The 11,319-nt window shown below is 64.5% G+C and carries 13 protein-coding genes; 6 read left to right on the top strand and 7 right to left on the bottom strand.

Features of this window, described 5'->3' with window-relative positions; all coding sequences use genetic code 11:
• On the bottom strand, window positions 1–401 hold a 401-nt coding region (locus BRA1253DRAFT_RS24565), incomplete at its 3' end, for a helix-turn-helix domain-containing protein (RefSeq protein WP_035993895.1).
• A 424-nt stretch (window positions 402–825) separates the two neighbouring features.
• Here BRA1253DRAFT_RS24565 and BRA1253DRAFT_RS24560 point away from each other — a divergent pair.
• Window positions 826–1,245, top strand: a complete 420-nt coding sequence (locus BRA1253DRAFT_RS24560; protein WP_007598804.1) for a hypothetical protein — start codon at window positions 826–828, stop codon at window positions 1,243–1,245.
• 9 nt (window positions 1,246–1,254) lie between these two features.
• Here BRA1253DRAFT_RS24560 and BRA1253DRAFT_RS24555 read toward each other — a convergent pair whose 3' ends face one another.
• Both BRA1253DRAFT_RS24555 and BRA1253DRAFT_RS24550 read right to left on the bottom strand, forming a co-directional pair.
• Complete coding sequence (locus BRA1253DRAFT_RS24555; RefSeq protein WP_007598803.1) at window positions 1,255–2,028, bottom strand: N-acyl homoserine lactonase family protein; 774 nt, start codon at window positions 2,026–2,028, stop codon at window positions 1,255–1,257.
• Between the two features lie 11 nt (window positions 2,029–2,039).
• Window positions 2,040–2,933 carry an AraC family transcriptional regulator gene (locus tag BRA1253DRAFT_RS24550; RefSeq protein ID WP_007598802.1) on the bottom strand — a complete coding sequence of 298 codons (894 nt, stop codon included), beginning with the start codon at window positions 2,931–2,933 and terminating at the stop codon, window positions 2,040–2,042.
• Between the two features lie 191 nt (window positions 2,934–3,124).
• On the opposite strand from BRA1253DRAFT_RS24550, the gene BRA1253DRAFT_RS24545 reads away from it, so the two are divergent.
• Window positions 3,125–3,880, top strand: a complete 756-nt coding sequence (locus BRA1253DRAFT_RS24545) for an SDR family oxidoreductase (protein ID WP_007598801.1) — start codon at window positions 3,125–3,127, stop codon at window positions 3,878–3,880.
• 119 nt (window positions 3,881–3,999) lie between these two features.
• On the opposite strand, the gene BRA1253DRAFT_RS24540 is transcribed toward BRA1253DRAFT_RS24545, so the two are convergent.
• Together BRA1253DRAFT_RS24540 and BRA1253DRAFT_RS24535 are read right to left on the bottom strand one after the other, a co-directional pair.
• On the bottom strand, window positions 4,000–4,350 hold the full coding sequence (locus tag BRA1253DRAFT_RS24540) for a VOC family protein (protein ID WP_007598800.1): 351 nt from the start codon (window positions 4,348–4,350) through the stop codon (window positions 4,000–4,002).
• Between the two features lie 32 nt (window positions 4,351–4,382).
• Window positions 4,383–5,264 carry a CoA ester lyase gene (locus tag BRA1253DRAFT_RS24535; RefSeq protein WP_007598799.1) on the bottom strand — a complete coding sequence of 294 codons (882 nt, stop codon included), beginning with the start codon at window positions 5,262–5,264 and terminating at the stop codon, window positions 4,383–4,385.
• Window positions 5,265–5,375: 111 nt separating this feature from the next.
• Here BRA1253DRAFT_RS24535 and BRA1253DRAFT_RS24530 point away from each other — a divergent pair, with 111 nt between their 5' ends.
• The gene (locus BRA1253DRAFT_RS24530) at window positions 5,376–6,020 is read left to right on the top strand and encodes a carbonic anhydrase (protein WP_007598798.1); all 645 of its coding nucleotides are present in this window, start codon (window positions 5,376–5,378) and stop codon (window positions 6,018–6,020) included.
• 114 nt (window positions 6,021–6,134) lie between these two features.
• On the opposite strand, the gene BRA1253DRAFT_RS24525 is transcribed toward BRA1253DRAFT_RS24530, so the two are convergent.
• The gene (locus BRA1253DRAFT_RS24525) at window positions 6,135–7,169 is read right to left on the bottom strand and encodes an aspartate-semialdehyde dehydrogenase (protein WP_007598796.1); all 1,035 of its coding nucleotides are present in this window, start codon (window positions 7,167–7,169) and stop codon (window positions 6,135–6,137) included.
• Window positions 7,170–7,285: 116 nt separating this feature from the next.
• Here BRA1253DRAFT_RS24525 and BRA1253DRAFT_RS24520 point away from each other — a divergent pair, with 116 nt between their 5' ends.
• Together BRA1253DRAFT_RS24520 and BRA1253DRAFT_RS24515 are read left to right on the top strand one after the other, a co-directional pair.
• Window positions 7,286–8,086 (top strand): hypothetical protein, encoded by an 801-nt coding sequence (locus BRA1253DRAFT_RS24520; protein ID WP_007598794.1) that lies wholly within the window; start codon window positions 7,286–7,288, stop codon window positions 8,084–8,086.
• A 156-nt stretch (window positions 8,087–8,242) separates the two neighbouring features.
• On the top strand, window positions 8,243–8,629 hold the full coding sequence (locus BRA1253DRAFT_RS24515; protein WP_027566362.1) for a hypothetical protein: 387 nt from the start codon (window positions 8,243–8,245) through the stop codon (window positions 8,627–8,629).
• A 176-nt stretch (window positions 8,630–8,805) separates the two neighbouring features.
• Here BRA1253DRAFT_RS24515 and leuB read toward each other — a convergent pair whose 3' ends face one another.
• The gene (gene leuB / locus BRA1253DRAFT_RS24510) at window positions 8,806–9,918 is read right to left on the bottom strand and encodes a 3-isopropylmalate dehydrogenase (protein WP_007598790.1); all 1,113 of its coding nucleotides are present in this window, start codon (window positions 9,916–9,918) and stop codon (window positions 8,806–8,808) included.
• Between the two features lie 131 nt (window positions 9,919–10,049).
• Between leuB and BRA1253DRAFT_RS24505 the strand changes: the two genes are divergently transcribed.
• Window positions 10,050–11,252: a YbfB/YjiJ family MFS transporter gene (locus BRA1253DRAFT_RS24505; RefSeq protein WP_007598789.1), complete on the top strand. Its 1,203-nt coding sequence runs from the start codon at window positions 10,050–10,052 to the stop codon at window positions 11,250–11,252.
• Window positions 11,253–11,319 lie beyond the last annotated feature (67 nt).

The raw sequence follows: 11,319 nt of genomic DNA, 5'->3' as shown, positions 1-11,319 counted from the left end.
TGCTGAGGAACGGTCAGTTGCCTCATGCGCGGCGGCGCACGTCGCCGAACCCTGCGGTCGCCGACCAGTCCCGCCCGTTTGAGAATCTCCCCGGCCGTCGAGGCCGATGGCCAATCCACATCCCCTTGACGAGCCTCAAGCTTGCTCACGATCTTGCGCGGCCCCCAGCTCGGCCGCTCAAGCCGCAGCCCCACAATCGCATCCACGATGTGCCGTGGCGTCGCGCGCCCATGCACCCGCGCGGCATGCGAGCGATCCCCAAGCCCTCCAGGTCCTTCCAGCCGGTAGCGCTCCAACCATTTGTAACCGGTCTTGCGACTAATCTCGTAACGCTCGCAAAGCTCCGTCATCGTCCACAAGCCGGTTCGCTGTTCCGAAATGAAGTTAACCCGTTGGTCCATTGCGCAGCTCTCTCTCCAAGGCATCGGCTGATCCTCCCAGCCGACAGAGAACTGTCACCCATCCATCTGGTCTACTGTGTTACCTATCTATCCGGTCTGGACAGGTGCGTTCCCTCCCCCCTTGTGGGGGAGGGCTAGGGAGAGGGGTGGCCCAGGAAGAGGTGCTGGGTATTGGCGATGCATCGGGTGTCGATACTCGACCGAAAGAGTCCCCGTGTGGCACCCCCCTCCCTGCCCCTCCCCCACAAGGGGGGAGGGAACGGAAAGAGCATCGCTGTTTCCTGAACTCGATTCGAGTTGGGCCGATGTGCTTTAGGGGCACGGGATCAGTTTCACCGACACATCCAATTTGATCCAGCGCAACGCGCACCTGCACCATTGTGCCTAATCTCGCTCCAATTCCGCCGTTCGAATGGAGCTTCGCATGAGCACCGCAACCAGGCCTTATCCCATTGTCCAGGACCTCATCGAGTCCTTTGCAGGCTGGCTGAAGCATCGCCGCGAGCTGAACGAGATCCGACAGCTCGACCGCGCCGATTTCGACCGGATCGCGCAAGATCTGCGGATCGCGCCTGACGATCTGGAGGAGCTGGTCCGACACGGCAAGCACTCCGCCGACGAGTTGCCGAAGATGCTGGAGCAGCTCGGCATCAGCGCCGAAGGGCTCGGCCGCGCGCATCCGCTGCTGCTGCGCGACATGGAGCGGGTGTGCGCGCTTTGCAGCCACAAGGGCCAGTGCGATCGCGAGCTGGCCGACGGTACCGCCGTGGAGAACTACCACGGCTTCTGCGCCAATGCCTCGACACTGGAGTCGCTCGATCGCGCGGGCGTCGCGCCGCGGTGACGCGCGCGCTTACACGATCCAGTCTGGCGCGTGAGGCAGCTCGTCGCTCTCAGCCGAATCGTGATTGATCCAGATTTCGGCATTCTCGGAGCGAAGCAGCTCGACCACTTTGGCCATGGATGCGACCGTTGCCTGCGGGTCGGCATTGAAGGACGGCACGCGCATGTGCCGGAGGTTCTCGCGATTGTGCGCGACGTCGCCGCTCAGCAGCACGGCGCCGCGCCTCGGTAGCCTCACCATCAGCGAGCAATGCCCGAGGGTGTGGCCTGGCGTGAAGATCATACGCACCGCGCCGTCGCCAAATACGTCGTGGTCACCATCGACGATCTGGTAAGGCCGCTCTTTCAGGGATCTGTAGTGCTGCAGCGAATAGCCGAACTCTTCGGGCTCCGGTCCGAACATGGCCTCGAATTCAGCCCGCTGAGCGATCCATCTTGCATTTTCGAACAGATCGACATTTCCGATATGATCAAAATGCGCGTGGGAAAGCAGGATCGTGCTGATGTCGCGGGGCCGCACCCCGATTTCGTCCAATTGGTCCGCGATGGGGCGACGCACGACGCCGCGTATGCCATGCGCGATAATGCGTCCTTCCGGATGCTTCGATAGCTCATCCTCGATTCCCGTATCCCAGATCAGCCATTCGCCACGATGACTGACGAGATAGGCATTGCAGCTCAGCGTCATGGGGACGCCGACATTGATGCCCGGAGAATAGATCGACCCGTCCGCGACCTGCGCAATGCCGCCGTCGAGGATGTAGAGTCTGTCAACCGGCGCCATTGGGGAACTCATCAAGCCGCCGATTCAATCCGCCGCTTCGCCTCGCGCATATCGCGCCCAGGCGGCATGCCGAACAGCCGGGAATATTCTCGCGTGAACTGCGTGATGCTTTCGTAGCCGACCTGATGAGCCGCGGTCGCGATCTGCGCACCGTCGGCCAGCATCGCGCGGCGGGCTTCGATCAGGCGAAGCTGTTTCTGAAACTGTAGCGGGGTCAGCGAAGTGACGCTCCGGAAGTGCGCGTGAAATGCCGACGGGCTCATCGCGGCGGCTTTGGCCAACCGATCGACGCGCAACGGCTTGGCATAGCCGGCACGAATGAGCGCAACCGCGCGGCCGATCCGCTGGGCATGGCTATCGGCAATTCCGAGCGCCCTGATGGCCCCGTCGTGGCGGCCGGCCAGCAGCCAATAATGCAGCTCTCGCATCAAATGGCCGCGCAGGATCGGCAAGGCCGAGGGACGGTCGATCAGGCGCAGCAGCCGGAGCGCTGCATCCGCGAGTTCCTGCTCTGTCGGTTCGACCCGCAGCGGCTGCGACGGAATGAACGGGAGCGACCCCATCTCGACCACCAGCCCCTCAATGATGGTGGGGTCGAGCTCGACGACGAGCGAAAGATAGGGCGTGGCCGCCGTCGCGCGCGTGATCTGGCTGACCGTCGGCACATCACTCGCAATCAACAAGGAAGCGCCTGCGCCGAAGTCGAAGGACGTCCGGCCGGTCGCCACACGTTTGGCGCCTTGCAAGACGAGCGCGACCAGAGGCCTGGAGATCGCGTACAGGAGCGCACTCGGCGCGGTCTCGCGGATGATCGAGACGCCGGCGAAGGGCGTGGAGGCGACGCCCCTGTCGTCGGCGTGAGCCGCGGAATAACGACTGGCGATCTGGAGCAGCGTTTCGGTCACGCGCCGATTTTAGGCCGAGCCCGGCGCACAGGCAATCGGCGCCGGCCGTTCAGGCAGAAAATCAGGAGTTTTGGGCAAGTCCGCCGTCGCCGCATCCCGGAGTGTTGGGCAAGGCACTCCGAGGATCCGGCAACACCGGACGATCGATCGCGGGCAAACGGACATCACCGCAACGCTTCGAGGAATTTCCAATGCCCACCATTTCTCTCGTCACCGGCGCCAGCCGCGGCCTTGGCCGCAACACTGCCATCGCCATCGCACATCACGGCGGCGATGTGATCTTGACCTATCGCAACGGGGCCGCCGCAGCACGCGAAGTCGTCGCAGAGATTGAATCGCTGGGGCGCAAGGCCATCGCGCTGGAGCTTGATGTCACCGCCATGTCGAGCTTTCCCGCGTTCTTCATAAAAGTTCGATCCGCGTTGGCGGCGCATTGGCGCGCCGAGAGATTCGATCACCTCGTCAACAATGCCGGTCAGGGCGAGATGGCCGCGATCGCGGAGACGACGGAGCAACAATTCGACGCCCTGTTCGCCACGCACGTCAAAGGACCATTCTTCCTGACGCAGGCCTTGCTACCCTTGCTCGCCGACAAGGGCCGGATCATCAACTTCTCCAGCGGGCTGACGCGCATGTCCTTCCCCGGCTTCTCGGCCTACGCGGCTGCGAAGGGCGCCATCGAGGTTCTGACCGTCTACATGGCCAAGGAATTTGGTGGACGCGGCATCACGGCCAACATCGTCGCGCCGGGCGCAATCGAAACCGATTTTCTCGGCGGCGCGGTTCGGGACATGCCGGATTTGAACAACCAATTTGCGCAGATGACCGCACTGGGCCGCGTCGGTCTGCCCGACGATATCGGACCGATGGTCGCGAGCCTGCTCGGTCCCGACAATCGTTGGGTCACGGCGCAGCGGATCGAGGTGTCCGGCGGCCAGACGATCTGAGCGAGGCGCGATTGGGTTACGAAGCGGGCGCGTCCCCGGCGCGCCCGCTGTGGCCCGCAGCATCGCCTTTTGATTCCCACACGGCTTCTGCGCCAATGCCTCGACCACGGCCGACGGCGTCACTCGTGAGCTAGAATATTGACAAGCCGTCCGAAAGGATCGCGCACGTAGAACCTGCGTACACCCCACGGCTCCGTCGCAGGTCCATACTCCAATGTGACGCCAGCACGCTCCATTCTGCGTAACGCTTCGTCCAGGTCATCGACTTCGATCGAAAGATCCGGCACCGGCGTACCCGAGCCGCCTTCAGTTGCGATGCTCAGTTGAGGGGCCATTTTCGATTGTGCAGCGAATGTCGCGATCCATCCCTGGTCCATGACGATCTCCAGGCCGAGGACGTCCTGGTAGAATCGGCGCGCCAGCGATACGTCGGCCGCGGCGATGTTCGTGACGATGCGTTTCACTCTCATGGCGCCGGCGCTCCGCTTTTTCGGCTAGGCAACTAGCCCTTCCCCATCGCCGCAATCGCGTCCGCGATCTCGATCGTGCGCCGCGCCATGTCGGCGTGCAGGCGCTCCACCATGGCGCCGTCGAGACGGATCGCGCCGCGCGAGACGTTCTCCGGCAATTCGAACGCCGCGATGATCTTTCGCGCGCGCGCGACTTCCTCTTCGGGCGGGGTGAAGATCGCGTTGCAGGCTTCGATCTGCGAGGGGTGAATCAGCGTCTTGCCGTCGAAACCGAGATCGCGCGCTTGCGCGCATTCGGTGGCGAAACCGTCGGAATTGGCGATGTCGCTGTAGGGGCCATCGAGGATTTCGAGGCCATGGGCGCGCGTCGCCAGGATGCAATGGGTGATCATCGGGATCATCGCGGCGCGGCCCGGCAGCATCTTGATGCGCGTCTCGCGCGAGATGTCGTTCGGGCCGAACACGAAGCCTGACAGGCGCCGCGCTGGATCGCGCCCCGCGGCCGCCAGTTCCTCCGCATGCAGCACGGCGCGTGCGGTCTCGATCATGGCCCACACCTTTACGGTCGGCGCCGCGCCGAGTTCGGCGAGACGACGGCCGATCGTGTCGAGGTCCTCGACGCTTGAAACTTTTGGAACCAGGATGCCGTCCGGCGAGGCCTTGGCGGCCATCGCGAAATCGTCGCTCCACCAGGGCGTGTCGAGGCCGTTGGTGCGGATCAGGATCTCGCGCTTGCCGAACCCTTTGGCCGCGATCGCGGCGGCGATGCCGTCGCGCGCCACCGCCTTGGCGTCGGGCGCGACGGAGTCTTCCAGGTCGAGGATCAGGCCGTCGGCGGCGAGATTGCGCGCCTTTTCCAGCGCGCGGGGGTTGGAGCCGGGCATGAACAGATGGCTGCGGCGCGGGCGGGTCATGCAAGCGTTCCTTCCGGTTTCCTCATCTCACTTCCGACCGAAGCCGATAGCATCTGGCCTGCCTATTCGAAAGGCTTGTTCGTCCCAGCGGTATATGATTAGGCATAGACCATGACCACATTCCCAGAGCATTTGCTGGAAGGCTACAAGGCCTTCGCCACCCAGCGGCTGCCGACCGAGCAGACCCGCTACCGCGAGCTGTCGGTGAAGGGGCAGTTCCCCGAAGTGATGGTGATCGGCTGCTGCGATAGCCGCGTTTCTCCCGAAGTGATCTTCGACGTCGGGCCGGGCGAACTCTTCGTCGTCCGCAACATCGCCAATCTGGTGCCGGTGTATCAGCCCGACGGCAACGCGCATGGCGTCTCGGCGGCGCTGGAATATGCCGTGACGGTGCTGAAGGTGAAGCACATCGTGGTGCTCGGGCACGCGCAATGCGGCGGCATCCGCGCCTTCGTCGACAAGATCGAGCCGCTCACGCCGGGCGACTTCATCGGCAAATGGATGCAGATGTTCATCAAGCCGGGCGAAGTGGTGGAGCAGCGCGACCACGAGACCATGGCGCAATTCGTCGAGCGCATCGAAAAGGCCGCGGTGTTCCGCAGCCTGGAAAACCTGATGACCTTCCCGTTCGTGCAGAAGGCGGTCGAGAGCGGCCAGATGCAGACCCACGGCGCCTATTTCGGCGTCGCGGAGGGATCGCTGTTCGTGCTGGACAAGGCGGCGAAGGAATTCAGGAACGCGCGCGAGGTGGCCTAGGTCCCCAGCTCTTGTAGGGTGGGCAAAGCGTAGCGTGCCCACCGCTTCTATCGCGATCGTGGAGAGATGGTGGGCACGGCGCTCCGCGCCTTTGCCCACCCTACGGCAGCGGAGCTACGCCGCCTTCTTCTTCGCGCTGATCAGCTTGCGGTTGATCAGGACTTCCGCGATCTGGATCGCGTTGAGCGCAGCGCCCTTGCGTAGATTATCCGAGACGCACCACAGCACGAGACCGTTCTCCACCGTCGCGTCCTCGCGGATGCGGCTGATATAGGTGGCGTCCTCGCCGGCGGCTTCATACGGCGTGGCGTAGCCGCCGGGCTCATGCTTGTCGATGACGAGGCAGCCCGGCGCCTTGCGCAGGATGTCGCGCGCTTCGTCGGCGCTGATCGGGTTCTCGAACTCGATGTTGACGGCTTCGGAATGGCCGACGAAAACAGGCACGCGCACGCAGGTCGCGGAGAGCTTGATCTTGGGATCAAGAATCTTCTTGGTCTCCGCCATCATCTTCCACTCTTCCTTGGTGTAGCCGTCCTCCATGAAGACGTCGATCTGGGGAATGACGTTGAAGGCGATGCGCGCGGGAAACTTGTTATTGACCAGCTCCTGGTTGGTGTAGACGGCCTTGGTCTGGGAGAACAATTCGTCCATCGCGTCCTTGCCGGCGCCCGACACCGATTGATAGGTCGAGACCACGACGCGCTTGATCGTCGCCTTGTCGTGCAGGGGCTTAAGCGCGACCACGAGCTGCGCGGTCGAGCAGTTCGGGTTGGCGATGATGTTCTTCTTCTTGAAGCCGGCGGTCGCGTCCGCATTCACTTCCGGCACGATCAACGGAACGTCCGGGTCCATGCGCCAGGCCGAGGAATTGTCGATCACGACCGTGCCGGCGGCGCCGATCTTCGGCGACCATTCCTTCGACACCTCGCCGCCGGCCGACATCAGGCAGATGTCGACGTCGGAGAAGTCGTAATGCTCGAGCGCTTTGACCTTCAGGGTGCGGTCGCCGTAGGAGACCTCGACGCCCATGCTGCGGCGTGACGCCAGGGCCACCACCTCGTCCGCGGGGAATTTGCGCTCATCCAGAATGTTGAGCATTTCCCGTCCGACATTGCCGGTCGCGCCGACGACTGCGACTTTGTAACCCATCGTTCACTCTCCGACGAAAAAGCTCTTTCCTGAAGCTGAGGCTTAAACAGGAAGAGCAGCGCTTCTATGCGAGAACCGGCCTCAAGACAACGTTGGACCATGCCTTAGGGACGTGGATGCAGTCGCCTGAGGCCAGCACGGCCACAAACCCCACCCAGATCCATCTGGCGCTTGCAGCCTTCGCCGACGAGGTCGTCGGCACGCTGGCGCGCCTGTTCGCCTATGTGGGGGCTTTGGTGCTGTTTGCCATCCTCGGGCTTGCGGCACTCGGCCAGCTGCCAAACTTGCGCGACGACGAGCCGGCGTTGAAGCCGGGCTGGAGCGTGGCCGACCGCTCGCCTCAGGGTTTCGCCCTTAGCCGGCTGGATTCGTCAGAAAAAACAGCTTCTTACGCCATCTTCAGGCACCTCGAAGGCGGCCGCAGGGACGTGATGCGCTGGGCCAGCGAGGCGGACAAGCCCATAGCCGAACTCATGGCCGAGCTCGAGATCTACCGGGAAGGCGGCGAATTCGACGTGGCGCGCCCGGCAACTCTGGATCTGGCCGCCCGGATGGGACTGGGCACCGCGACCCCGCTGGAGCAAGCCGGCCTGATCGACACGAAGTTCGGCCCCGTTGCCCTGTTCCAGCCGACCGGCACGACGGAGGGCGCGCGGGCCTGCCTCGGCTACCTCAAGCGCAGCGAGGAGCCGGCGCTCCAGATCTCCGGATTTTCCTGCCAGGGCGACAGCCTGCCCGCCCGGCGCGCGGCGATCGCCTGCACGCTGAACCGGCTGACGCTGCTGACCTCGGGCAACGAGCCGAAGCTGGCCGAATTGTTCGCCCATGCGGAGCTGAAGCGCCGCCCCTGCGCGCTCCCGGGCTCGTCGGACTGGCTGCTCGGCGCCGCCAATGCGCAATTGCGCGGCGCGCTCTGACCGGCATCAAGCTCAAGTGGCTGTATCCATGCAACTTTTGCCGGCGCGCACGATTATTCAGCGCTGGTGTGACCCAATAGACCTAGTTGCAGACGCCCCGGCCGGGTTAGTATGAGGGTGAAATTGATTGGCGGCTTGCCGCCTGAAGGGGACGTGATGAGCTCGAATTTCTCTGCCGCGAACAAACTGGCGATGTGGCTTGCGGCCGGCGCCGTGATTGCCATGTCCTCAGCCTTCGCGACACCCGCCTCGGCCGACACCAAGAAGCAGCGCTATGACAGCGGCCGTCACTATTACGGCCCCAGCGGCCCCAATGCGAGCTATCAGCAGGGCCGCACCCGCATCTATGTGAGCAAGCGCTCCTGGCTCGACGGCGGCACCGAGGTCAATCCGGGCGACCGCAAGTTCTCCGACTACGCCTTCCCGCCGGCGGTGGGCTACCCGACCTTCGCACGCGAAAATCTCAACCGCCCGATCGATCGCCAGCCGCTGAGCACGCCGCAGGATGTTGGCGGCTATCCGCAGAATTTCCCGCTGTACTGAGGCGGACATATCGACCGAATCAAAATGGCCGGGCTCGCGCCCGGCCATTTTTGTTTTGATGAGACCTTGTAGGGTGGGCAAAGGCGCGAAGCGCCGTGCCCACCATCTCTCGGCAATGCCGATCAGAATGGCGGGCACGCTTCGCTTTGCCCACCCTACAAACACTGCGGTCGCCGTCAGGCGTGCAGCTTCTGCAATTCCTTCAGGATCGCTTCGCCCATCTGCGTGGTCGAGGCGGCAATGGTGCCTTCCGACTTGATGTCGGCGGTGCGCAGGCCGTTGGCCAGCACCGCGGCGATCGCGGCGTCGACCTTGTCGGCGAGATCGCCCATGTCGAAGGAATAGCGCAGCGCCATGCCGAACGACGAGATCATCGCGATCGGATTGGCGAGGCCCTGGCCTGCGATATCAGGCGCCGAGCCGTGCACGGGCTCGTACAGCGCCTTGCGCTTCTTGCTCTTGACGTCGACCTCGCCGAGCGAGGCCGAGGGCAGCATGCCGAGCGATCCCGTCAGCATCGCAGCGATGTCGGACAGCATGTCGCCGAACAGATTGTCGGTGACGATGACGTCGAACTGCTTCGGCCATTTCACCAGCATCATGCCGCCGGAATCGGCGAGCTGGTGCTCGAGCGTGACGTCGGGATATTCGCGCTTGTGGACCTGGGTCATGACCTCGTTCCAGAGCACGCCCGACTTCATGACGTTGCGCTTCTCCATCGACGTCACCTTGTTCTTGCGCTTCTTCGCAAGCTCGAAGGCGACGCGGCCGATGCGCTCGATTTCATAGGTGTCGTAGACCTGGGTATCGATGGCGCGCTTCTGGCCGTTGCCGAGGTCGGTGATGGTCTTGGGCTCGCCGAAATAGACGCCGCCGGTGAGCTCGCGCACGATCATGATGTCGAGGCCCTCGACCGCCTCGCGCTTCAGGCTGGAGGCCTCCGCCAGCGCCGGGTAGCAGACCGCCGGGCGCAGGTTGGCGAACAGACCGAGATCCTTGCGCAGGCGCAGCAGGCCGGCTTCGGGGCGGACTTCGTAAGGCACCGCGTCCCATTTGGGACCGCCGACCGCGCCGAAGATGATCGCGTCGGCGTCCTTGGCCTTGGCCATGTCGCCTTCCGAGATCGACACCTTGTGCGCGTCATAGGCCGAACCGCCGACGAGGCCGGTGTCGGTCTCGAACTTGGCGATGCCCGCCGAATTGAGCCAGTCGATCAGCCGCTTCACCTCGCCCATCACCTCGGGGCCGATACCGTCGCCGGGAAGCAGCAGCAGTTTGTGGGTCGCCATGGTCGTTTCCTCTGAGGCCGATTTCGGCCGGAGTGCTAGAGCGGCGATGCGTGCTTGGCAAGACACCATTGCCGCCTCGCGGCTGTGCAAGGCGGGCAGGGCCTGCCACACTGCGCATGCCGGAGTACCCCTTGCACGCACCTGACCGCCCTCCACCCGATGCCCACCCCGCACGGTTGATCCTGACCCTGTCGCTGGCCGCGACGGTTGGGCTGGGTATCGGCCGCTTCGCCTATTCGCTGGTGCTGCCCGACATGCGGGAGGACCTCGGCTGGTCCTACTCGGCGGCCGGTTTCATGAACACCATCAACGCCGTCGGCTATCTCGCGGGCGCGCTTGTGGCGTCCCGGCTGATCCAGCGCGTCGGCTGGTCGGCCGCGATCCGCGGCGGAACCCTGGCCTGCGTCGCCGCGCTCGCGACTTGCGCGCTGACCGGGAATTTCGTCGCGCTGAGCCTGGCCCGTCTCGTGCTGGGCGTGGGCGCCGCGGCCGGCTTCGTCGCCGGCGGTGCGCTGGCCGCTTCCATCGCGCAGTCGCGCCCGGAGCGGGCCAATTTCCTGCTGAGCCTGTTCTATGCCGGGCCCGGCATCGGCATTCTCGCCTCGGGCCTGATCGCCCCGTTCACGCTGCAATATTTCGGGCCGGGCTCGTGGTGGATAGTGTGGTGGGCGATGACCCTGCTGTCCGTCGTCATGACCGTGCCGCTGTTCCTGGTCCGCATCGAGAGCGGCGTGCGGTTCTCGCAAGGCAGCCACGGCGCCTTCGCGATTCTTCCCGTGCTGATCTATCTCGCCGGCTACTTCCTGTTTGGCGCGGGCTACATCGCCTACATGACTTTCATGATCGCCTATGTGCGCGACGGCGGCGGCGGGGCCGCGGCGCAGGCCGCGTTCTGGAGCCTGATCGGCTTGAGCGCCTTCGTCACGCCGTGGGCCTGGCGCCGCGTGCTCGCGCTCGATCGCGGCGGGCTGGCCACCGCCATCATCCTCGGCACCAACGCGCTCGGCGCCGCCCTGCCAATGCTCGGGCATTCGCCGGCATGGCTCGCGGTCTCCGCGATCGTGTTCGGCGTCGCGTTCTTCGCCGTGGTCGGTTCGACCACCGCCTTCGTGCGCTTCAACTACCCACCCGAGGTGTGGCCGACCGCGATCGCGGCGATGACGATCTCGTTCGGCGTCGGCCAGACGCTCGGCCCGATCGTGGTCGGCGCCATCACGGACGCGCTGGGGAGCTTGAGTTACGCGCTGAATGTCTCGGCGGCGCTGCTGGCGTTGGGCGCGGTGGCGGCGCTGTGCCAGCGGAAGGTGGGGCCGGCCAAAAAAACGGTGCCGTAGGGTGGGTTAGCCGAAGGCGTAACCCACCACTTCTGTCGTCGCGGAAGCCAAAGAGGTGGGTTACGCC

The sequence above is a fragment of the Bradyrhizobium sp. WSM1253 genome (assembly GCF_000244935.1).
Lineage (GTDB): Bacteria > Pseudomonadota > Alphaproteobacteria > Rhizobiales > Xanthobacteraceae > Bradyrhizobium > Bradyrhizobium canariense.
This window is presented reverse-complemented; position numbering and strand designations above follow the sequence as displayed.

What these genes read in the sequence shown, in the direction of transcription:
- BRA1253DRAFT_RS24560 (WP_007598804.1), top strand. Translation starts at nt 826, where the DNA reads ATGAGCACCGCAACCAGGCCTTATCCCATTGTCCAGGACCTCATCGAG.
- BRA1253DRAFT_RS24555 (WP_007598803.1), bottom strand. Translation starts at nt 2,028, where the DNA reads ATGGCGCCGGTTGACAGACTCTACATCCTCGACGGCGGCATTGCGCAG.
- BRA1253DRAFT_RS24545 (WP_007598801.1), top strand. Translation starts at nt 3,125, where the DNA reads ATGCCCACCATTTCTCTCGTCACCGGCGCCAGCCGCGGCCTTGGCCGC.
- BRA1253DRAFT_RS24540 (WP_007598800.1), bottom strand. Translation starts at nt 4,350, where the DNA reads ATGAGAGTGAAACGCATCGTCACGAACATCGCCGCGGCCGACGTATCG.
- BRA1253DRAFT_RS24535 (WP_007598799.1), bottom strand. Translation starts at nt 5,264, where the DNA reads ATGACCCGCCCGCGCCGCAGCCATCTGTTCATGCCCGGCTCCAACCCC.
- BRA1253DRAFT_RS24530 (WP_007598798.1), top strand. Translation starts at nt 5,376, where the DNA reads ATGACCACATTCCCAGAGCATTTGCTGGAAGGCTACAAGGCCTTCGCC.
- BRA1253DRAFT_RS24525 (WP_007598796.1), bottom strand. Translation starts at nt 7,169, where the DNA reads ATGGGTTACAAAGTCGCAGTCGTCGGCGCGACCGGCAATGTCGGACGG.
- BRA1253DRAFT_RS24520 (WP_007598794.1), top strand. Translation starts at nt 7,286, where the DNA reads ATGCAGTCGCCTGAGGCCAGCACGGCCACAAACCCCACCCAGATCCAT.
- BRA1253DRAFT_RS24515 (WP_027566362.1), top strand. Translation starts at nt 8,243, where the DNA reads ATGAGCTCGAATTTCTCTGCCGCGAACAAACTGGCGATGTGGCTTGCG.
- leuB (WP_007598790.1), bottom strand. Translation starts at nt 9,918, where the DNA reads ATGGCGACCCACAAACTGCTGCTGCTTCCCGGCGACGGTATCGGCCCC.